This is a genomic window from Candidatus Competibacteraceae bacterium (assembly GCA_016699715.1).
In the GTDB taxonomy this organism is placed as follows: Bacteria; Pseudomonadota; Gammaproteobacteria; order Competibacterales; family Competibacteraceae; genus Competibacter.
The window spans coordinates 2,319,219-2,341,392 of record CP065007.1; the positions used below are offsets into that span (position 1 = coordinate 2,319,219).

General features: G+C 61.6%; 16 protein-coding genes and 3 pseudogenes. 13 read left to right on the forward strand and 6 right to left on the reverse strand.

The annotated features are described in order from the left end of the window. Positions 1-15 precede the first annotated feature (15 nt). The 8 genes from rsfS (at position 16) to pmbA (ending at position 10,637) form a co-directional block, all read left to right on the forward strand. Entirely contained in the window at positions 16-360 is a 345-nt protein-coding gene (rsfS, locus tag IPM89_10390) for a ribosome silencing factor (protein QQS53311.1), read from the forward strand. A gap of 24 nt (positions 361-384) precedes the next feature. Continuing rightward, complete coding sequence (gene rlmH, locus IPM89_10395) at positions 385-855, forward strand: 23S rRNA (pseudouridine(1915)-N(3))-methyltransferase RlmH (GenBank protein QQS53312.1); 471 nt, start codon at positions 385-387, stop codon at positions 853-855. A gap of 1 nt (position 856) precedes the next feature. After that, entirely contained in the window at positions 857-1,438 is a 582-nt protein-coding gene (maf, locus tag IPM89_10400; protein QQS53313.1) for a septum formation inhibitor Maf, read from the forward strand. A gap of 33 nt (positions 1,439-1,471) precedes the next feature. Then, positions 1,472-2,965, forward strand: coding sequence for a ribonuclease G (rng, locus tag IPM89_10405; GenBank protein ID QQS53314.1), 1,494 nt, complete (start codon positions 1,472-1,474; stop codon positions 2,963-2,965). Positions 2,966-3,068: 103 nt separating this feature from the next. After that, positions 3,069-6,962 carry a TIGR02099 family protein gene (locus tag IPM89_10410; protein QQS53315.1) on the forward strand — a complete coding sequence of 1,298 codons (3,894 nt, stop codon included), beginning with the start codon at positions 3,069-3,071 and terminating at the stop codon, positions 6,960-6,962. A gap of 14 nt (positions 6,963-6,976) precedes the next feature. Continuing rightward, positions 6,977-7,798 (forward strand): carbon-nitrogen hydrolase family protein, encoded by an 822-nt coding sequence (locus IPM89_10415; protein ID QQS53316.1) that lies wholly within the window; start codon positions 6,977-6,979, stop codon positions 7,796-7,798. A gap of 10 nt (positions 7,799-7,808) precedes the next feature. Then, entirely contained in the window at positions 7,809-9,251 is a 1,443-nt protein-coding gene (gene tldD, locus IPM89_10420; GenBank protein QQS55874.1) for a metalloprotease TldD, read from the forward strand. 30 nt (positions 9,252-9,281) lie between these two features. Beyond that, positions 9,282-10,637: a metalloprotease PmbA gene (pmbA, locus tag IPM89_10425; protein QQS53317.1), complete on the forward strand. Its 1,356-nt coding sequence runs from the start codon at positions 9,282-9,284 to the stop codon at positions 10,635-10,637. Positions 10,638-10,686: 49 nt separating this feature from the next. Here pmbA and IPM89_10430 read toward each other — a convergent pair whose 3' ends face one another. Continuing rightward, positions 10,687-10,923 carry a sulfurtransferase TusA family protein gene (locus IPM89_10430; GenBank protein QQS53318.1) on the reverse strand — a complete coding sequence of 79 codons (237 nt, stop codon included), beginning with the start codon at positions 10,921-10,923 and terminating at the stop codon, positions 10,687-10,689. A 468-nt stretch (positions 10,924-11,391) separates the two neighbouring features. Here IPM89_10430 and IPM89_10435 point away from each other — a divergent pair, with 468 nt between their 5' ends. Further along, positions 11,392-13,356, forward strand: a complete 1,965-nt coding sequence (locus tag IPM89_10435) for a diguanylate cyclase (GenBank protein ID QQS53319.1) — start codon at positions 11,392-11,394, stop codon at positions 13,354-13,356. A 255-nt stretch (positions 13,357-13,611) separates the two neighbouring features. Here the strand turns inward: IPM89_10435 and IPM89_10440 are convergent. Continuing rightward, positions 13,612-14,672 (reverse strand): annotated as a pseudogene (locus IPM89_10440) (IS630 family transposase). A gap of 165 nt (positions 14,673-14,837) precedes the next feature. Here IPM89_10440 and IPM89_10445 point away from each other — a divergent pair. Further along, a pseudogene (locus IPM89_10445) lies at positions 14,838-16,223 on the forward strand (IS1380 family transposase). Between the two features lie 236 nt (positions 16,224-16,459). Here the strand turns inward: IPM89_10445 and IPM89_10450 are convergent. Continuing rightward, positions 16,460-17,239, reverse strand: a pseudogene (locus IPM89_10450) (SAM-dependent DNA methyltransferase). A gap of 118 nt (positions 17,240-17,357) precedes the next feature. Between IPM89_10450 and IPM89_10455 the strand changes: the two are divergent. The 3 genes from IPM89_10455 to IPM89_10465 all read left to right on the forward strand — a co-directional run bounded on the left by IPM89_10455 (position 17,358) and on the right by IPM89_10465 (position 19,927). Then, complete coding sequence (locus IPM89_10455) at positions 17,358-17,534, forward strand: hypothetical protein (protein QQS53320.1); 177 nt, start codon at positions 17,358-17,360, stop codon at positions 17,532-17,534. 364 nt (positions 17,535-17,898) lie between these two features. Beyond that, positions 17,899-18,786: an IS982 family transposase gene (locus tag IPM89_10460; GenBank protein QQS53321.1), complete on the forward strand. Its 888-nt coding sequence runs from the start codon at positions 17,899-17,901 to the stop codon at positions 18,784-18,786. A 79-nt stretch (positions 18,787-18,865) separates the two neighbouring features. Beyond that, positions 18,866-19,927 (forward strand): IS1595 family transposase, encoded by a 1,062-nt coding sequence (locus tag IPM89_10465; GenBank protein QQS53322.1) that lies wholly within the window; start codon positions 18,866-18,868, stop codon positions 19,925-19,927. Positions 19,928-20,002: 75 nt separating this feature from the next. Here IPM89_10465 and IPM89_10470 read toward each other — a convergent pair whose 3' ends face one another. From IPM89_10470 to IPM89_10480, 3 genes are read right to left on the reverse strand one after another with little or no spacing between them, the layout of a single operon-like run. Next, positions 20,003-20,233, reverse strand: a complete 231-nt coding sequence (locus IPM89_10470) for a type II toxin-antitoxin system MqsA family antitoxin (GenBank protein ID QQS53323.1) — start codon at positions 20,231-20,233, stop codon at positions 20,003-20,005. Continuing rightward, a complete protein-coding gene (locus IPM89_10475) occupies positions 20,230-20,478 on the reverse strand; it encodes a DUF4258 domain-containing protein (GenBank protein QQS55875.1) in 249 nt (82 codons plus the stop codon). The genes IPM89_10470 and IPM89_10475 overlap by 4 nt, the downstream gene beginning before the upstream one ends. Positions 20,479-20,504: 26 nt before the next feature. Then, positions 20,505-21,698, reverse strand: a complete 1,194-nt coding sequence (locus IPM89_10480; GenBank protein QQS53324.1) for a tyrosine-type recombinase/integrase — start codon at positions 21,696-21,698, stop codon at positions 20,505-20,507. Positions 21,699-22,174 lie beyond the last annotated feature (476 nt).

Below are 22,174 nucleotides of genomic sequence, written 5' to 3' on the forward strand. Positions count from 1 at the left end.
GGATCAATGAAATTCATGCAACTTGAGGCTTTACGAGAAATCGTTGTGGCTGCTCTGGAAGAGGTAAAGGCCCAGGACATCCAGGTTCTGGACGTGCGCGAGATCGCCAGTTTCACCGACTTGATGGTCATCGCCAGCGGTTCATCCAGCCGCCAGGTCAAGGCGCTGGCCGATAAGGTGGTCGAAAAATGCGCGGCGGTCGGAGTACGACCCTTGGGGGTCGAAGGCCAGCGGGAGGCGGAATGGGTGCTGGTGGATTTGAACGACATCGTGCTGCACGTCATGTTGCCGCAGACCCGCGACTTCTACAATCTGGAAAAGCTGTGGTCGGTGGATTCCGCCAGGGCGTTGGGGCATTGAGAGACCGGTCCTTGTCCGACGCCCGTGAAGATCCATCTGCTTGCCGTGGGGACCCGCATGCCGGACTGGGTCAAGACCGGTTATGAGGAATACGCCAGGCGGCTGCCACGAGAGTGCGCGCTGAACCTGGTCGAAATTCCACCCGGCAAGCGTGGCGCGAACGCTGACCTGACTCGTCTGGTTCGCGCCGAGGGCGAACGCTTGCTGGCGGCGGTGCCGGCGGGGTCTCAGGTGATCGCCCTGGACGAACGCGGGCAGGAATGGAGCACCGCGCAACTGGCCGAACGACTGGCCGGTTGGCTGCGGGAGGGCCACGATCTCAGTCTGCTGGTCGGTGGTCCGGATGGACTGGACCCGGCCTGCCGTGCCCGCGCCGGCCGATTGTGGGCGCTGTCGCGGCTGACCTTGCCGCATCCGCTGGTGCGGGTGGTGCTGGCCGAACAGATTTACCGGGCCTGGAGCCTGCTGCATCGCCATCCGTACCACCGCGCCTGACATGGCTAGCTTCCAAATCTATCTGGCTTCCGCCTCTCCTCGCCGCCGCGAACTGCTGCGCCAGATCGGCATTGCCTACCGTCTGTTGCCGGTTGTGGTGGACGAGACGCCGCTACCCGACGAGACGCCTCACGCTTACGTGATTCGGCTGGCGCGGGCCAAGGCGGAAGCCGGCGCGCGCGCGCTGGGCCGACGCCAACCCGCGCCGGTGTTGGGCGCGGACACGGCGGTGGTGGTGGACGGCGCGATTCTCGGCAAACCCGGCGGCCGGGACGAGGGGCTGGCGATGCTGGCGCGCCTGTCCGGGCGGGAGCATCGGGTCTTAAGCGCGGTGGCATTGGCCACCGAGGAGCGCGGCGCGGTCAAGGTACAGGCAAGCCGGGTTCGCTTCCGGGATCTGTCACCGGCGGAATGCCGGGCCTACTGGGACAGCGGCGAACCCTGGGACAAGGCCGGCGGCTACGGCATTCAGGGGCGGGCGGCGACCTTCGTCGTGGAGTTGCACGGCAGCTACTCCGGAGTGATGGGGCTGCCGCTGTTCGAAACCGCCGAACTACTGCGAGAGTTCGGCATCCCTCTCTGAGCTTTTTTCATCTCCTGACGGGAACGATCATTCATGGCCACACGCGCCGAAGGCGGCACGGGCGACGAAATTCTGATCAATGTGACGCCCCGCGAAACCCGAGTCGCCGTGGTCGAGAACGGCGTCCTGCAGGAAATCCTGCTGGAACGGGTCGGCCGGCGCGGTTTGGTCGGCAACATCTACAAAGGGCGAATCTGCCGGGTATTGCCCGGCATGGAGGCGGCGTTCGTGGACGTCGGCCTGGAGCGAGCCGCGTTCCTGCACGTTTCCGATATCCGTCCGGAAACCATGGTGGAAGGAGGAACGGCCGCTGGCGAGCGCTGGCCCGTCATTACCGAACTGGTGCGCGAGAATCAGGAATTGGTGGTGCAGGTGATCAAGGACCCGATCGGCACCAAGGGCGCGCGCTTGACCACGCATATCACCCTGCCGTCCCGCTTCCTGGTCTTCCTGGCCGATTCGGACATGGCGGGCGTGTCGGTCAAGATCGACGGCGAGCGCGAACGGCAGCGGCTCAAGGAAATGATCAACGTCTTCCGGGCCGAGTTTGGCGGCGGCTACATCGTGCGCACCGCCGCGGAAGGCGCGGAACCCTGGGCGCTGCGGGCGGACATGCAGTTTCTACAACGCTTGTGGGGGTCGATCCGGGAGCGGATCAAGGAAACCAGCGGCATTGCGACCCTGTACGAGGATCTGCCCCTGATCCTGCGGGTGCTGCGCGATTTCGTCGGCGACAGCGTCGAGAGGATGCGCGTCGATTCGCGCGAAACCTGTCAGCGGATGCTGGAGTTCGCCGACAAGTTCGTGCCGGAGATGGTGCCGCGCCTGGAGCACTATCCCGGCGAGCGGCCGATCTTCGAGCTGTACGGCATCGAGGACGAAATCCAGCGGGCGCTGGGCAAGAAAGTACCGCTCAAGTCCGGTGGCTACCTGGTCGTCGATCAGACCGAGGCGATGACCACTATCGACGTCAATACCGGCGCCTACGTGGGGCATCGTAATCTTGAGGAAACCATCTTCAAGACCAATCTGGAAGCCGCCACGGCTATTGCCCGGCAATTGCGGCTGCGCAATCTGGGCGGGATCATCATCCTCGACTTCATCGACATGGTCAGCGAGGAACACCGCCAGGCGGTGTTCAAGGCGTTGGAGAAGCACCTGGAAAAGGATCGCGCCAAGAGCCACATCTCGCAGGTGTCGCCGCTCGGTCTGGTGGAAATGACCCGCAAGCGCACTCGCGAGAGCCTGGAACAGGTGTTGTGCGAGCCGTGTCCCTTGTGCCACGGTCGGGGTTCGATCAAGACCGCCGAGACGGTGTGCTACGACATCTTCCGCGAACTGCTGCGCGAAGCCCGCCAGTATTCGCCGCGTCAGTTCATGGTGCTGGCCGCGCCGGATGTGGTGGACGCCATGCTGGATCAGGAATCCACCAGCGTGGCGCAACTGGAAGCCTTCATCGGCATTCCCATCAAATTCCAGGCGGAAGCCCTCTACACCCGCGAGCAATACGACGTGGTATTGATGTGATACCAATTCCCGGTAGATTTTGACTTTTTAACTGGTAGGCCAGGATGAAGTGTAGCGCAATCCCAGCAGGCGTGTGGGAAGGTAAAACCTATCGAGAAACGGTATGAGCCAGGGGTTTTGGCATGCGGCCGGCGGGGCGCGGCGGACCTTGCGGTGGGCGCGGCGGCTGATTCTGGCGCTGCTGTTGCCACTGCTGCTGCTGGCGGCGTTCGGGCAATGGTGGCTGCTGCCGCGTTTGAACGACTACCGTGACCCCCTGGCGGATGCGTTGGGAGAAGCGCTGCGGACGCCGGTGCGGATCGAGTCGGTGAACGCGGCCCGCGACGGCTGGCGGCTTCGACTGCGATTGCGGGGCGTCAGCCTGCGCGATCCCGATAGCAGCGCTGTCTGGGCCAGCTTCGCCCAGGCGACGGTGAGCCTGAACCTGTGGCGTTCGCTGCGGGAATGGCGTCCGATATTCGGCCACATCCGGTTGGAGGGCGTTAACCTGACCCTGGAGCAGGGGCCGGATGGAGCCTTGCGGCTGCGGGCGAATGCCGATTCCGAAAATGCCGCGTCGCCTCTGGGGAAAGCCGCCCGCTGGCTGTTCGCCGTGCGTCGGCTGGATATCATCGGCGAGCGGTTGACCGTGCGCCGTCGGAGTGGGGAGGTCATCGAAATTTCGCTCCCGTATTTTCAAGTGCGGGACACCGCCGAAGGTCAGCGATTGGTCGTGACCGCCGATTTACCGGCCAGACTGGGGCACTGGTTGCGCCTGAGCGTGGAACGACGAGGGGTCGATGGCGCCAATCCCGAAACCGGCGAGGGGACTTTTCGGTTCGAGGCCGGCCCTTTGAACCTGGCGGGTTGGCCGTTGCCGCTAGCGTTCCGCGCCGGCCAGGTCGGATTGGCGGTCAGCGGCGACTGGCGGGACTGGCAACCCACGCATCTACAAGCTCGTTTGCGTCTACGGCAAGCGGATCTACGGCCGGAACCGCGCGTTGCCTTGTTGGCGTCCTGGCTGGCGGCGACGCCGGACAGCGAGCTGAACGTGGAGTGGTGGGCGGAGGAGAGCGGCTGGCGGTTGCGGGGTCAAGCCCGGTTCGGCGGTGGCCACGATCAGAGCGAGGCGCGGCCCGGTTTCGAACTGAACCGCGCCGGTGAGCGCTGGCGAGGCGAGGGCCGCGACTGGCGCGTTCATGACGTGCTGGCCTGGGTGACCCCGTGGCTGGACGAGCCGACCCGAAACCGGCTGGCAGCGCTCGACCCGCGCGGCGACCTGCCGGAAATCGCGTTGGAAACCGAGTCCGGTTTCGATACCTATGCGGCGACCGCGCGGTTGCGCGGAGTGACCGGACGATCGACCCACGGCTTGCCGGGCTTCGACAACTTGAGCGGCTTGTTGACCTTTTCCCCGGAGCGCGGCCGGCTCGAATTGGACAGCCAGCGAGTCCGGATCGATACCCACGGCCTGCTGCGGGTCCCGCTCGACCTGGACCGCTTGAACGGGATGATAGCCTGGCAGCGCACTCCTGACGGATTGCAACTGGATAGCGCCGGTCTGGATCTGGCCAACTCCGATTGCAACGGCCGGTTTTGGGGCGGCGTCACCCTTCCCAATCAGGGCGAGCCGGTGCTGGATTTGCATGGGCATTATCGGGATGTCCGGATCGGGCGCGAACAGGCACGGCGCTACCTGCCGGTGGCGGTGATTCCACCCGACGGAGTGGCCTGGCTGGATCAGGCGCTGGTCGGCGGTCGAGTGGTGGCCGGCGATCTGATTTTGCGCGGCTCGCCGGCCCGTTTCCCCTTCGACCACGGCGAGGGTTTATTCGAGACCCGTTTTCAGATCGAGGATGCGGTGGTGAACTACGCGCCCGGCTGGCCCCGGCTGGAAGGATTGCGGGGGAGCGTGACGTTCCGCAATCGCGGTATGCGGATCGAGGCGGAGCCCGGCGCCGGCCGCCTGCTCGACGCCAAGGTCGAAAATCTCGCGGTCTGGATCGACGATCTTGAGCGGGTGATCGCCCAGGCCAAGGGGCGGATCGATGGACCCGGCGCCAGTCTGTGGCGGGGGCTCAGGGAAAGTCCGGTCGGCCAGGAACTGGGTGAGGATCTGCCGGATTTACGGATCGCCGGCCACAATAGCGTGGACCTCGAACTTTCCATTCCGGCCGACTCGTCGCGCCCCAGCCGCGTGCGCGGGCGGGTCGGTTTGTCGGACAGCAGCGTGGCCTTGCCATCCCGGACGCTTGAATTCAGTCGGCTGAAGGGCGAAGTGACGTTTACGGAAACCGGCTTGAAAGCCGAAGACGTGCGGGCGCTGCTGCGCGGAGAGCCGGTTCGGATCGACCTGAACCTGGCCGGTGGCGAGGGCCAGCGCGAACTGCGCGGCCAGTTGCGGGGCCGAATAGGGCTGCGGACCCTGACCGGCGCGCCGGCGGCATTGGATGCATATCTCGAAGGTAAGAGCCTTTGGCAGGCGGTGTTGGCGGTTCCGATTGGCCGGCGTGACCGGCGAAACGAGGCGTCGCCGTTCACGCTGACCTTGAATTCGGATTTGCACGGCATGGCCGTCCGGTTGCCGGCCCCATTGGACAAGGACGCCAACGAAGTGCGCCCCTTCGCCATGACCTTGCACCCCATCGGACACGATACCCTGGAATTGGCGCTGGAGTACGGGACGGGCGTGCGAGCGGCGCTGGAGCTGAGTGGTTATCCACAAAATCTCCAGTTCGAACGCGGCGAGTTGCGGGTCAACGCCGGCGCGGCCAGACTACCGGACGCGCCAGGACTGGCGATCGTCGCCGATTTGCCGCGCTGGCGATTGGACCTGCCCGCCACCTTGTCCGATTCGAGCGATGCCACCACCGACGCCGATATCGAGCCAAAAACCGCGGCATGGTGGAGCGCGTTGCGCGATATCGATGCTCGAATCGGCGAATTGACGATCGCCGATCAGTCGTTTACCCAGCTCACGCTGGCGGCGACTCACCGGAACGACGGCCTGCAAGTCGATCTGGAGAGTGGGGATCTGAGCGGACGCCTGACCGTGCCGGATCAACCGACTTCGGCGCGCCCGATCAACGCGGCGCTGCGCCGCTTGCATTGGCGGCGTGGGTCGGAGGATGCCGCCGCCACCGCTCCACCCGTCGCGCCCGATCCGCGCCGCTTGCCACCGCTGGTGCTGACCGCCGCCGAATTGCGACTGGACGATAAGGCCCTGGGTCGGTTGCGGGTCGTCGCCATGCCAATGAAGGGGGGCGTTCGTCTGCCGGAAATCAGCCTGGGTTCCGAGCAGCAGCGCATCGAAGCCAGCGGCGAGTGGCGCTGGACCCTCGATGGTCAACTGGCCCAGTTGCGAGCGACCTTATGGAGCCAGGCGCTGGGAGAAACCCTGGCGGTATTCGGTTACCAGAATATGGGTCTCACCGGCGCTGAAGCCGAGGCGGAACTGCGCGCCGAATGGATGGGGGGGTTGCCCGATTTCACCCTGGAGCGCATGGATGGCAACCTGAAATTTCAAATCGGTTCCGGACAGTTGCTTAACATCAATCCAGGTCTGGGCCGGGTGGTCGGGCTATTTAGCGTGCAGAACATCGTGCGGCGCCTAACCCTCGATTTCAGCGATCTGTTCCAGCCAGGGACCAGCTTCGATCGGATTACCGGCGAATTCGTGTTCAAGCACGGGCAAGCCTTTACCGACGATCTCACGGTCGAAGCGCCGGCCGCGCGGATCGACATCCGGGGCCGGACCGGATTGCGGGACCGTGATTACGACCAGCAGATCACGGTGACGCCGAATTTGGGGGGTGCCTTGCCGGTCGCGGGTGCGTTGGCCGGCGGCCCGGCGGTCGGCGCGGCGGTGCTGGTCGCCGAACGCTTGCTGCAAAAAAGCATCGAACAAGCGACCCGCTACCGTTATGCCCTGACCGGTTCCTGGGACGATCCGGTGCTGGAACCGCTGCGGGAACCACCGCCCCCCACCGTGCCCAGGAAGCTCGTGGGCGACCAATGAACGAGGTACCCGACATGCCGAAGATGGCCGCCATCCAAATGGTTTCCGGACCCGATGTCGCCGCAAATCTGACCACCGCCGCGGAACTGCTGGCCCGAGCCGCCGACCAGGGGGCTCGACTGGCGGTGCTGCCGGAGAATTTTGCCCTGATGGGCCGCCGCGAGGAGGAGAAAGTGGCGGTGCGGGAGACGGAAGGCGAGGGGCCGATTCAGTTCTTTCTGGCCGAACAGGCCGCTCGTCACCGGCTGTGGCTGGTCGGAGGCACGATCCCGCTGCGGACCGCCGGCGACGCGCGGCGGGTGCGCGCGGCCTGCCTGCTGTTCGATGATCGCGGCCAGCGGGTGGCCCGCTACGACAAGGTGCATCTGTTCGACGTGCAGGTGGTGGGCAGCAAGGAGCGCTACGCCGAGTCGGCCACCATCGAACCGGGCGAGCGCTACGTTTTTGCCGAGACGCCATTGGGCCGCTTGGGGTTGGCGGTGTGCTACGACCTGCGCTTTCCCGAGCAGTTTCGTGCCCTGATGGAGCGTGGCATGGAAATCCTGGTCCTGCCGGCGGCGTTCACCGCTGCTACCGGATTGGCGCACTGGGAAACACTGCTGCGGGCACGCGCCATCGAAAATCAATGCTACGTGATCGCTTCCGCCCAGGGCGGCCGGCACGCCAATGGCCGCGAGACCCACGGCGACAGTCTGATCATCGATCCGTGGGGCGCGATCCTCGACCGCTTGCCACACGGGCCGGGGGTGGTGCTGGCCGAATTCGACCGGGAACGATTGGAAAATGTCCGGCGCCAATTTCCGGTCCTGGAACATCGTGTGCGCTGCGAAACCTGAGAACACCATGATGACCGATACGCTTGCCCTCGCCCGCCAACAATTGCTCGCGCCCGCCGGTCTCGGCGAGGACGCCTTGCATCAAACCTTGTCCTGTCTGTTGGGTCACGCCATCGACGGCGGCGATCTGTATTTTCAGCAGCGCCGCGCCGAATCCTGGGGACTGGAGGACGGGCAGGTCAAGAACGCCAGCCACGCCATCCAGCAGGGCGTTGGCGTCCGGGCGGTAAGTGGCGAGAAAACCGGCTTCGCCTATTCCGACGAGATCGTGCTGCCGGCGCTGCTGGAAGCGGCCACCGCCGCCCGTGCCATCGTCCGCCACGGCGGCGACGCCCGGCTGCCGGTTTGGCATTCCACTCAACGGCCGGCGCTGTACGAACCGCTCGATCCGCTGGAAACACTGTCGGCCGACGCCAAGGTCCACTTGCTGGAGGCGGTGGACGCCGAGGCGCGGCGCCAGGACCCGCGCGTGACCCAGGTCATGGTCAGCCTGGCCGCCGTGCGGGATACGATCCTGATCGCCGGCAGCGACGGCACGCTGGCCGGCGACCTGCGGCCGTTGGTGCGATTGAATGTGAGCGTGATCGTCGAGCACCACGGCCGCCGCGAGCAGGGCGGTTCCGGCGGTGGCGGCCGGGTCGGCTACGGCTGGTTCCTCGATGAGGATCGCGCGCTGGGCCATGCGCGGGAAGCGGTGCGGCAGGCGCTGCTCAACCTGGACGCCGTTCCCGCGCCGGCCGGAACCCTGACCGTGGTGCTGGGGCCGGGCTGGCCGGGCATTCTGCTGCACGAGGCCATCGGCCACGGGCTGGAGGGCGATTTCAACCGCAAGGGCACGTCGGCCTTCAGCGGACGGATCGGCGAGCGGGTCGCCACCCCACTGTGCACGGTGGTGGACGATGGCACCCTGGCCAGCCGGCGCGGTTCGCTGAACATCGACGACGAAGGGACTCCGACCCAGTGCACCACGCTGATCGAACGCGGAGTGCTCAAGGGCTATTTGCAGGATAAGCTCAACGCCCGGCTGATGAAGACCGCGCCGACCGGCAACGGCCGCCGCGAATCCTACGCCCACCTGCCGCTGCCGCGCATGACCAATACCTACATGCTGCCCGGCGAGCACGACCCGGCGGAGATCATCGCCTCGGTGGAGCGGGGGCTGTACGCCGTCAACTTCGGCGGCGGCCAGGTGGACATCACCTCCGGCAAGTTCGTGTTCTCGGCCAGCGAGGCCTATCTGATCGAAAACGGCCGCATCACCCGGCCGGTCAAGGGCGCCACCCTGATCGGCAACGGCCCGGACGTGCTGACCAAGGTCTCGATGGTCGGCAATGATCTGAAGCTCGATGCCGGCGTCGGCACCTGCGGCAAGGGCGGGCAGAGCGTGCCGGTGGGGGTCGGTCAGCCGACCCTGAAAATCGAAGCGCTGACCGTGGGCGGCACGCAAGCCTGATCCTCAAACCTCAAACCTGAATCCTGATCCATGTCCGAAGCCATCGCTCGCACCACCGCGCCGCTGCCGACGCGCGAACAGCTGGAAACCCTGGTCGCCGACATCCTGGCCGAAGCGCGGGTCCAGGGCGCCACCGCCACCGAAGCGGCGGTCAGCTTCGCCAGCGCTCTGACCGTCACCGTCCGGCTGGGCGAGGTCGAAACCCTGGAACACCACCGCCAGCGTGGTCTGGCGGTCACGGTCTACTTTGGCCAGAGTCGCGGCTCGGCCAGTACCGCCGACTGGCGGCCGGAGGCGATTCGCGACACCGTGCACAGCGCCTGCGCCATTGCCCGCCATACCGCCGCCGATCCGTATGCCGGGCTGGCCGATCCCGAACGGCTGGCGCGGGAGATCCCCGATCTCGACCTGTACCATCCCTGGTCGCTGGCCGCCGAGGAAGCCATCGAACTGGCCCGCGAATGCGAGGCGGCGGCGCTGGCGCTGGACCCGCGTATCCGCAACTCCGAAGGCGGCAGCGTCGCCACGCAAGCCGGACTGCTCATGTATGGTAACTCACGGGGGTTTTGCGGCGGCTATCCGACCACCCGTCATTCGCTGAGCTGTTCGGTGATCGCTCAGGACGCGGAAGGGATGCAGCGCAATCACTGGCATACCGTGGCGCGCGACCGCACCGAGCTGGAGACGCCGGTCGCGGTTGGACAAAAGGCCGGTCGGCGGGCATTGCGCCGGTTGGGCAGCCGCCGACTGGGAACCCGGCAGGTCCCGGTTTTATTCGCGCCGGAACTGGCGCGCGGCTTGATCGGCCATTTCGTCGCCGCTATTCGGGGTGGGGCGCTGTACCGCAAATCCTCGTTTCTGCTGGATCGACTCGGCACACCTGTTTTTCCGGATTTTGTGACCCTTTGCGAACGGCCGCATTTGCCCAAGGCGTTGGGGAGCGCGCCGTTCGACAGCGAAGGCGTGGCCACCACCGACCGGGATCTGGTCGCTGGCGGGGTGTTACAGGGTTACGTGCTGGACAGCTACTCGGCTCGGCGCTTGGGGATGCAAACCACCGGCAACGCCGGCGGCACTCATAATCTGATTGTTGAGCCCGGCCCGCTGGGTCACGAGGAGTTGTTGCGGCAACTGGATACCGGCCTGTGGGTGACCGAGTTGCTCGGCCATGGGGTGAATCTGGTGACCGGCGATTACTCGCGCGGGGCGTCCGGGTTTTGGGTGGAGAAGGGCCGGATTCAGTATCCGGTCCACGAAATCACCATCGCCGGTAATCTTGATGACATGTTCCGGGGCGTGGCGGCGGTCGGCGGCGATGTGGATGCGCGCGGCGGCATCCGCTGCGGTTCGCTGCTGCTGGAACGGATGACGGTGGCGGGGGAATAGGGGAAACCTCCGGGATTACTCTACGCCCGCGCCCTTGGCTAACGGGCATTCAGTCCTCCCGCTTGCGCATCAGAAAATGGAACCGCCCGGCGTCTTCGCGGGCCTCCAGCAGGACGTGGCCCATCTGCCGGCTGAAGGTCTCGAAATCCCGGACCGATTCCGGATCGGTGGCGGTCACTCGCAACACTTGGCCGCCGCGCAGGCCGGCCAGCGCCTTTTTGGCTTTGAGAATCGGCAGCGGGCAGCTCAGTCCGGACGTGTCGAGTTCGGCATCGATCGGGGTCATGGTGATTATCCAGTGGCTCAAGATGCGCTTAGCTTACCGGATCGAACCGTGTTTCCGCTGGGGGCCGTGTCGTGTTCGTGCCTGCCTTGCTCGCTTCCCTCGGTAAAAACCGGTCTTTATACCGTTTCTCGATAGGTTTTACCTTCCCACACGCCTGCTGGGATTGCGCTACACTTCATCCTGGCCTACCAGTTAAAAAGTCAAAATCTACCGGGAATTGGTATTAGAGATCAGTCGCCTCTTGGTTGATCCATTTTCGTGTATTTTGAGCCATCAACTGTTGAGTGTAACGTCAACGTTTTTTCTGTTATTCTCAGGATACATGGTAAGGGTATTTTCACAAGAGGGTTGATATTGAATGCAATTTGGCCAATTGCTGGTGCAAGTAGGATCACTTGAAGAATCATGAAAACACTATCAATGGGTTCGAGGAAATCGTTGTTCCCACTACTGGATAGACGCGGGCGCATGTTGCTTGCTGGCAGCGTCTACCTTGCTTTGTGGATGGCCACTTTTGCCGCTGCCTCCATGCTTGATTTCTTCGGGTCCGATGTGGCCAGTCCGTGCTTTCCCCCGGCCGGGTTGCGTTTCTTTCTGTTGCTGGCGTTTGGCTGGGCCGGCGTGCTGTTGGAATGGCTTGCTCTCGTGGTACATGACATGTTGCCGTGGTTGTCGGATGCGGGTGGTGGGCCATTCCGGTTCTGGGATTTGCAACGGATGTTTTCGCTTTTCGCCTGTGCCGCCGTCATTCTGCCACTGCGGCGCTGGGTTCCCGAGATCCGCAATTTCGCCATGCCTGGCCATTTTGCCCTGTTTTTTTCCGCCGCCCTGCTCGTCAGTGCGTTGGGAGCCCTTGGCGCTGCCCCGGCTTCGCTCGACCAGGTCCCGGTCGCCTTTTTGTCCAGGCTGATCGGCGAGTTCATCGCGATCATTACTCTTGTGCCGCTGTTGCTGGTGTGGGTGTTGCCTGGGCTCGATCAGTATCTGCGCCAAGGCCACTGGCGCGAGCGCCGCGCTGGTCATGTTGAATCGGCGCGGTCGTATTCCGCATGTCTGATCGATAGCCTGCTGTTGGGTGCCGCGCTGTTGGGTGCCGCGCTGCTGGGATGGGTGGGGATGTCATGGGGTTTCGATCTGGAGCAGTATTTCCCGTTCGCCCCGTTGTTTCTGCTGTTGCCGCTCGCTGGCGTGGCGCTGCGTGGTGGTCTGCGCGGCGCGGTGTTGGGGACGGCGGTGCTGGAAGGCGGACTGGTGCTGTGGGTCGCGCTGCGCGGCGACCTCAACGGGGTACTGGAATACCAGATGAGCATGATCGCCGTCGCCCTGACCGGTCTGCTGCTGGGCGGGGCCATGGAAGCCCGCAACCAGGCACTCGGACGCTTGCGCGGCTACAACGACACGTTACAACGCGAGCTGGTGACCACGGAGCAACACCTGCAAGTGCTGCTGAGAGCGGCGCCGGTCGGAATTCTGGAATTCGACGCCAACGAGCGCTGTTGCTACATCAGTGCCATCGGTTGCAACCTGTGCGGTTGTACGCTGGAGCAAGCCCTGGGGCGGAATGTGCTGGAGTTCGTGCATCCCAACGACCGCGACTACTTTGGGTTTGTCTGGCAGATCAACCGCCATAGCGAGGAAACGCAATGGCTGGAATTCCGTCTCAACGGCACCGATCTGTGGTGCGCGGCCCACTGGGTCAATCGTCGTGGCGCCGATCGATCGCTGGAGGGCGCGATTTTGGTATTGGCCAACGCCACCGAGCGTCGGGAAAAGGACGAGCGGTTGTGGTTGCTGGCGCATTGCGACACGCTCACGGGTCTGCCTAACCGTGCATTGTATTGGGATCGGCTCGAACAGGAGCTGCTCCGTGCCAAGCGCATGGTTCGGAGCGTGGCCGTGTTGTGGGTCGATCTGGATGGCTTCAAGGCCGTGAACGACCGACTGGGCCATGCCGCTGGCGATGCTTTGCTGCAAGCGGTGGGGCAACGGTTGGACCAGCGCTTGCGGGACAGCGACACCGTGGCGCGGGTGGGCGGCGATGAATTTGCCCTGATCCTGTCGGATATCGCCGATCCTGCGGCGGCGACCAGCGTGGCGGCCAAACTGGTGGCCAGCTTGGTCGAGCCTTTCGATTTGCCGCAAGGCCTGGCACGGATTTCAGCCAGCATCGGCATGGCCTGCTATCCCCAGCACGCCACCGAAGCCGAAACCTTGGTCCAGTACGCCGATATGGCCATGTACGCCGCTAAACGGGCCGGTAAGAATCAGGTGTGCGTGTGGCCGGTGGAGACGATGCCTGAGCCAGAAGTCGTGGCGGCGGATCGGAGCGAAGCGCTCCATTCGCCACCGGCGGTGGCGTGGGGGAAACAGGACGCGGGAGAGAAGGTGCTGTTCGAGCCGCCGCTGGGAGGCGCGTTGCGGGAAGATGGCTGACGGTGAACAGGTCCACCGGAAGCGGTTGGCGCCAAGAACAGGTTTTGTTCAATCACCCGGCGCGGGAAATGCGCGCTCAGCATGTCGAATCCATGTTTCGATCATTCGATCCTCAATGCCCTGTATGAATCTCCGGGCTGCTACCGGATGCTGGATGAATCCGGGCGGCCGACCCGGCGTGTCGTCGAAAGACTTGACAGGCCACGAATGGCCTTAACTGGTAAGTAATGTTATACCGATTACTAATAGATTTTACTACTTTAGTGCGGATAAAATAAAATCAAAACTGGTCAAAGAAACCACTTCGCTTGGGAGAAGCGATTGAATGAGTTCATCCACTTTTTTACGTAGTTCATCTAGGGTTTTTAAATTGATCCAACACAATTGATCTTTCATTGATTGCCAAACACGCTCAATGGGGTTCACATCGGGACTGTAAGGCGGTTGGAATAATAAGACGACATTATCGGGGATTACGAGTTTTTTGGCAGAATGAAAGCGACCGTTATCCAATTGAATTACGTTGAGGCTGTGCGGATAAGTTTTAGAAAATTCATTCAAAAACCACTGAAAGCAATCAGCATCTAAATGGGAAAATTCTAAAAAGAAGTTTTCGCCACTCAGTGGCTCAATGGCACCATAGAGCCAAAATGATTGAAAGGTCCATTGAACTGGACCAACTGGCTTAATCCCCAGTGCGGTGATGACCCGCCGGGTGATCGTTTTTAATCCAAAGCGACTTTCATCTTGGCACCAATACCGTAAAGGCCGGACCGCTTCATTTTCAACTTGTTGAAGAATATCAATTAATTCAAGTTGTCGTGGAAGTTTTTTTTAAAAGAAACCACCGCCTCTTCATGGCGATGAACGCTCGTTGGCCGCGCCACTTTAAGTTTTGCTTTGAGTTGATAACGAACGACTTGATGCACTGTTGAATAAGGAATATCGACCTCGTATTCCTGGAGAAGCCACTGCTGGATTTGTCCGTAACTATAAAATCCATGAGTCGGATCGTCCAGACGGCGCTGGAGTGCCTCTCTCATAGCTTCGGTAATTCTCGAACGACGGCCGCCATGATAATTCCACTGCAACAGCCCGATTAAGCCTTGGGTACGATATACTTTGAGCCACTTGACAATGACGGATTTCGATCGCCCTAAATGATCGACTAACTCTTGTAAAGAATGAAAAATCTCACTTTTAATCCAATATAGAATTTGTAATCGCTCTCGAAACTTGGCGTGAGTTTGTTCATTCATTATGCGCTTTAGTTCTTCGGAGGATTCGTGGATTTCGACTTGTAATGAGCGGCTCATGACTGGATCAATAAAAGTAGGTTAAATGAGTATGATAACAAAATCTAATCGTAAATGGTATTACTTAGTCCGAATTATTCATAAAGAAGGGCGAACCTCGTTCAACTTATTGATATAATGAGTGTTATGCCAATAACGCTTCGGAGAAGCCAAACGAGGTCGCCCATGTCCCATTCTACCCCGGAGCCATTGCGTTTTCCCCCGGTCGCCGGCCTGACCGTGCGCGCCGAGTTCGACGGCGGGGCGATGTCGTCGGACATTGGCCCGCTGATTCTGCGCGGCATCGATCAGCAGATCGGGCTGATTGACCGTCTCACCTCAGCGGTCGATGACCAACGCCATCCGTCGTACATCACGCACCCCTTGCGCGACCTGTTGGCCCCACGGATTTTTCAGATCGCCTGTGGCTACGCCGACGGCAATGACGCCAATACGCTACGGACCGACCCGCTGTTTAAGCTCGGCGTGGACCGCCATCCCTCGGCGCACGCCCTGGATTTGGCCAGCGGCCCCACCTTCTCCCGGCTGGAGAACGCCGTCTCGACCCGGGATCTCTATCGCCTGGCACGGGCCTTCGTCGAGCCGTTCATCGCCAGCGACCCCACGCCCCCGGCGGTGATCGTGTTGGATCTGGATCATTCCGAGGATCCGACGCACGGGCAGCAGGAATTCAGCTTCTACAACCCCTATTACCGTCATCACTGTTATCTGCCGCTGTTTCTCTTCGAGGGGCTCTCGGGCCAATTCATCACGGCCGCGCTGCGCCCCGGTAAGCGCCCAACCGGCGCCGAAAACGCCATGATGGTGAGGCGGGTCATCAAGCGGCTGCGCGCGGCCTGGCCCCAGACCCGCATCGTACTGCGGGGCGATGCCCACTTCGCCAATCCCGAACTGATGCAACTGGTGGTGGCGGATCCGCAACTCGACTTCATCTTTGGGCTAGCCGGCAACCGGACCCTGTCGCCCTTGGCCGAGCCGTTCCTGGCCGCTCACCGCCGCCGCCTTGAGCACGCCCGCCGGGTCGGGTTGCTCCCGCCGACCCCGACCCGAACCTACCATGAAATCGCCTACGGGGCCGACACCTGGCCGCAGGCGTTTCGGGTCATCCTCAAGGCCGAGGTGATGACGCTGGGCGATAACCCGCGCTTCGTCGTCACCTCGCTGAACCTGCCCACCCCGGAATGCCTGTACCGCGATCTCTACAGCGCGCGCGGCCAGGACGAAAATTTCATCAAAATGGTCAAGAACGACTGGGCCAGCGATCGCACCTCGGACCACCGTTTCCTCGCCAACCCCCTGCGCCTGTTCTTCTCCTGCGCCGCTTATGTCCTGCATCAGGCCCTGCGGACCGAGGTGCGGGTCCATACCGAACTGGCGAAGGCCCAACCGGCCACCGTCATCCTCAAGCTGTTCAAGTTGGCGGTGCGAGTGGTGGCCTATAAGGACCGGATCAAACTGCACTGACCCACGAGTTGCCCGGTCAAGACCCTGCTGCGCCGGGTCACCAACCTCCTGTTCTTGACCCGACCGCCACCACCGCTCCCCGCTTGACTCCGCGCGGTCAACCTCCACGCCGGTAGATACTCAGGCTCGTCGGGGTCGGTGGCGTGCCGCCCGTCTGGCGGCCACTGCCCCAGTAGGCGTACCTCGATACCCCATCAACCGGCGTAACCTCGATTCCGTCACCGATTTCCCTATGGATAACCGGTCCATCCGCCCAGTCACGCCCTGAATCTGATTACGCGGGGTAACCTCTGGCGCCAATCACAGTTTTATGAAACATTCGGGCTAATGCCGTGCAGCAGCATGTTCATCTTGGCGATGGACCAGACGGTGCCGTTGGCTTCCTGCCCGTACAGGTCGGCCTTGCGGCCTTCGCCGCCCTGCTCGTCGATGTACTCCTTGGCCAGGATCAGCATACCGCCGGACCCGCAACAGGGATCGTAAATGCGGTGATGCTGCTCCGGCTTGATCAAGCGCACCATCATCCGCACCACCGAGCGCGGCGTATAAAACTCGCCGCCCTTCTTGCCGGCGGAATCGGCAAACTCGCCGATCAGGTATTCGCAAGCCGCGCCCAGCAGGTCGGGAAACTCGAAATCCTCGTTGCGCAAGCGGTACTCACCGAACTGCACAATCAGTTCGCGCAGCTTCTTGTCCGGCAGCTTGCTCTGGCCGACCTTGCGGGTGAAATCGATGTGCTCCAGCACCCCATCGAGGCTGCTGTTGTAGGTTTCCAGACCGGCCAGCGCCTTGTTCAGGGAGTCGCCCACATTGTGGTGGGCATGGTCGAGCAGAGAGCGCCAGCGCGACTCCGGCGGCACGTAGAAGCTGGCCCCATACCAGTTTTTCATCTCGGCGATTTGCGCCGCCTCGGTCGGCGATTTGCCGGCCTGGCCCTGCTGCCGGACGATCTCCTCGCGGCGCTGGTCGAACACGTCGGAACACCGCTTCAGGAACAACATGCCGAAGATGTATTCCTTGAATTCGGAAGCATCCATTTTGCCGCGCAGGATGTCGGCGGCCTTGAACAGGTGGCGTTCGAGTTGAGGCAGGGTGAGGGGCATGGGCCTGGTTCTGATGGGTTATGGCGCTTGGATTGTTTGAGGCAATATTAGGGCGTTGCCAACCGCCGCGCAGTGTTTTCGGCTTCGTTGGCATCGCCAGCCGCATGTGGATCTCGTAATGGTTGAGCAGATCGGCGCTCATGCCGCGTTCCACCAGGCGGGTGAGCAGATTTTGCAGGGCGATGGACTGATCGAACAGCATCGCTTCGGTCACGCGCGGATCGCCTTGGCCGATGATTTTGTTTTGCTCGCACAGCACCGCTGTGCAGGCTCGGCAAGTCGAGTTGTTCCTTGACGTTCGGGGACTCACAGGCCGAAATCGCCCGAACGGCGGCCAGTTCAGGCGACGCCACGGATCGAGCCGCACCGCGCGCGCCCTCTTCAGCCGTCGTCTCGCGTTCACCGTCCAGTGCTTCCGCGGCAGCGGGACGGGCTTTGTCTTCACCCTCGCCATCACGCCACCAGCTTGGGCAGCGACGGCACAGGACCGTCCGGGGCAATCGTGTCGTCAGTCGGTGGTGTTCTAAATTTGGATATTTTATCATTAATCAACGCGATGTTCGACTTTTTCGAGGAGAGATGAGGGCAGACCGATGCGGCATGACGGTGCGAGCTAAGCTGAGAGGAACCAACCACCTCAACCGCACGGAGAGACCGCCATGCCGCTTGAAGACTTTATCATCACGGTGTTTTGCTGGGTAGAAGAACACCTGGAAGCCCTGCTGGGGGATCATCGCTTGCGCCAGCGTGGTTTTGCCCCGAAGTTGGCGGACAGCGAAGTGATCACCATGGAGGTGGTGGGTGAGTTTCTGGGTTTGGATACCGATGTGGGCATCTGGAAGTATTTCCGTCGTCATTGGCCGTCGTGGTTTCCAAGACTCGGATCGCGAACCACGTTTGCCCAGCAAGCGGCCAATCTCTGGGTCGTCAAACAGCGGCTGCATCGGCATCTGCTGATCGACTTGGGGGCGGTGACGGACCCTATTCACCTCGTCGATGGCTGCCCCATGCCGGTGTGTATGCTGACCCGTGCCCCGCAATGCCGATGTTTTCCCGAGGCGGCCGGCTTCGGCTATTGCGCGGCAAAAAAGCAGTATTATTATGGACTTCATGGTCACTTGATGATCACATTCGATGGCGTGATCACGGCGTGGACGGTGACCCCCGCCGCCGGTGATGAACGCGAAGCGCTTTGGGATTTGACGGACGGCGTTCACGGCTTGGTCATTGGCGACAAGGGATACCTGAGCGCCTGTCTTCAGGCGGAACTGGCAACCACGGGGATCGATTTGCAAACCCCCTTGCGGGCGAACATGGCCGATTCCCGTGCGCCTTGGATCATCCAACAACTGACGAGAACCCGCCGCCTCGTGGAAACCGTCATCGGTCAACTGACCGAGCAGTTTCATTTTGAGAAAATCCGGGCGCGGGATGTTTGGCACTTGACGAGTCGGATCGCCCGAAAAATCTTGGCGCACACCTTGGGTATTTTCATGAACCGGCAAATCGGTCGGTCAGACCTGCAGTTTGAGAGCCTGATCGCCTGAAAAGTCGAACATCGCGTTTAATCACTGAATTTCATGAAAGGGGGTGTCCATCTGAGTGCGGTAAGCACAAAATGTAGGGATGACGAAGCAGCTTCCTGCCTCTGCTCTCCAGGGCGGTCACGATTACCCGCGTGACTATGCCGAGTTGTGCGCGTGGTTTCCCGATGATGACGCCTGTCTCGACTATCTTGATTGGCTGCGCTGGCCAGACGGTTTCGTTTGCCCGCGCTGCGGAACCACCAAGAGTTGGCGGATGAGTGACGGGCGGTTTTGGTGTGAACGCTGCAGGCGTCGTGTGTCGGTGACCACGGGGACGATCTTCCACCGCACTCGTACACCGCTGACGGTTTGGTTCGCTGTTGCCTGGTACATGACCTCGGCGAAGAATGGGGTTTCGGCCAAGACGCTTCAGCGCCTGTTGGGCTTCGGCTCCTACCAGACGGCGTGGACGATGCTGCACCGCTTTCGCACGGCGATGGTTCGTCCAGATCGCGATCGCCTGAGCGGTGAGGTGGCAGTTGATGAAACCCTGGTTGGCGGTGAAGAACATGGCGGCAAGCGTGGCCGTGGTGCGGGACGCAAGTCGCTGGTTGCGGTCGCCATCGAGCTGCGATCTCCCAAGGGCTTCGGACGGGTACGGATGCTTTGTGTTCCTGATGCGTCGGGCGCAAGTTTGGTGCCATTCGTCTGCGATGCCGTGGCGCGCGGGGCCACCGTGTTGACCGATGGCTGGAGTGGCTACCACGATCTCGCCACTCACGGATTGATTCATCGACGGACTATCGTCTCCGATAGCGGTGATCCTGCTCACGTCTCCATGCCCGGTGTCCACAGGGTGGCTGCCTTGCTCAAACGATGGCTTCTCGGCACCCACCAAGGCGCCGTCGAGTCCGATCATCTGCAAGGCTACCTTGACGAGTTTGCGTTTCGATTCAATCGGCGTCATTCTGCATTTCGTGGACTGTTGTTCCGGCGGCTCCTCGAACAAGCCGTGCAAACAGGTCCCATGACCTACCGCTCGCTGGTGGCAAACCCATCGCCGAAGCTCATCCCCCCGTGCCCGCTGTCAGCGCATCATCTGAGCCCGGCGTCGCTTGCTGTCACCTCGTCAGTTCGCCCGTGGCGAGACCACAACAGGTAGGGATTACCGCACTCAGATGGACACCCCCTTTCATGAATTAGGCGCGGCCAACTTAAACCGTGATGGTTACTCCATTCAAGCCACTTTCCTGTAACGCCTGACCTCTACATCTACTCCATTACGATAAGTCTGTTCCGCTTGATCCAGCAGGTGTTCAGTCGTCTCGGCATCGTAATAAACCTCGCCACAGGTATCGCAGATTTCACCTGGAACATCCCGAATCAAAATCGTGGTCCCGTCTCGTTCCAAGACCATGCTGGCGGTTCCTGGATGGGTCTCGCCGGTTTTGCAAATCACACACTTCATGACTTCAACCTCGTCGTGAAATCGCTAGACCACTGAGCCGGAGCAGGCTTATAGACCGTAATGATGATGCGCTCACCTTGCGGTGTGTCGGCATAAACGATATGCAAGGGACGATTGCCGGCATATCCCAGCCATAAGCAACTGGGAAACGGGTAATCATTTGGATAATCCTCAATGACTCGGCCGGACGAAAGGGCCGCTTGCACGTCCGCTTGCGTGATACCGCGCTCGAATATTCGCTTGATCGTGCGTTACCGATACTTGTAGATCATCACGCACGAAGCCGAATCACGTCGTCAGCCATCAAAAGGGTTCGCAACTTCCGCGCCCATTTTTCCAAGGCGTCCCGCTTCTCCGGGCCATAGGAATGGCGGTCGTAAATGGCGGTCACGCTACGGTCGGTATGGTTCAGAATCTTGGCGACCACCAACCGGGGAATCCCAAGGCCGGTCATGTGGCTGGCGGCGGTTCGTCGGAGATCGCGCGGGGTCGCATCCGTCAATTCCATCGCCGGGAGCGCTTTTCGCATGGCATGGTCGGCGGCGGTTGCTCCCATCGGCATGGCGCCATTGTTGCGCGGGCTTGGGAACGCCCAAACGGAATCCGCCGCAAGTTCCTTGGCTTGCCTGAGCAGGTCCAGCGCCAAAGGCGAAAGCGGTACGCAATGCGCCTTGCCATTTTTGGCGGTCTCGCCGGGAATCGTCCAGGTCGCCGTGTTCCAGTCAACCTGTTCCCACCGCAAGAGCGCTACTTCTCCCTTGCGTTGCGCGGTCGCCAGTTGCAGCTTGAGCGCCAGCCGGGTGCCGGGCGCCATCGCCGCCCTGTCCAAACCATCCCACAAGGTCTTGAGTTCTTCATCGGATAGCACCCGCTCCCGCTGTTTGAGCGGGCCAGGTGCTTTGACCCGCACACAAGGCGAACTTTCCAGGATCGCGCGGTCAACGCCGAAATTGAACATCTTGCGGATCACCGCCAGCGTTTGGTTCGCCATGATCGGGCCGCGTTCCGTGATGGAATCCAGGAGCGCGATCACCTCCCGCCGGGTAATCTCGCGCGCCTTGCGATGTCCCCACTTCGGGAGCACTTCCTTATTCAATATGCGTTCGATTTCCGGCGCGGCGCGGTTGCGCTTCTTGACCCACTTTTCCAGGTATTCCGCCGCCAGGACCGCCACGGTCGGAGCATGGCGGTCCTCTTGCCGTTCCTGAACCACCTTGGCGCCGGGATCGGTACCCTGTGCCAGTTCCGCCAAGGCTTTCCGGTGAGCCTCATGCGCCTGGGCAACCGACATTTCCGGGTAAGTTCCCAAGGTCGCATAACGCGGCTTGCCTTGGAAGCGGTAGATCATGACCCAAGACTTCCTGCCTTTGACGGAGACCCGAACACCAAGACCGGACCCGTCCCAAACATCGTATCGAGTCGCTTTCGGCTTGAGACTCAAAACATAGCGGTCGGTAAATTTCATCGCCCTACCCTCTCGGGTTCTGCTAGCCATGGAATTCCTGGCTAGCAGGCTGGCTAGCAAAACTGCTTAGATAGCGTTGCGGTCGCTTGAAGCACGATGATGAAATGATAAAGTGTTATTTTTTAAAATCAATATGATATTTTATTTATTGAAGCGTGTTGCAGCGGGATAAAGTGATAATTTTCCTAATTCGCAATCAGTAGGTCCGTGCTTCGATTCCACGTTCCGGCACCAGTAAAAAACCGACAGCCCGCCTCGCGTGGGCTGTTTGCGTCTCGGCGAGTCAAATTCCGCTCAAGGATTACCGGTGAATTTGAGAATTGAGAGGCACTGGATCACGCTGGCCCTTGGCTCACCGCTTGAGCATCTGGCCGATACACAATTTCGTAACCGTTGGAACCTGAGCGGACTCGCTTATTCCGCACAATAATCGATATAATCCGCAGTGTGCCATTTAGTTCCTGTACCGGCACGAC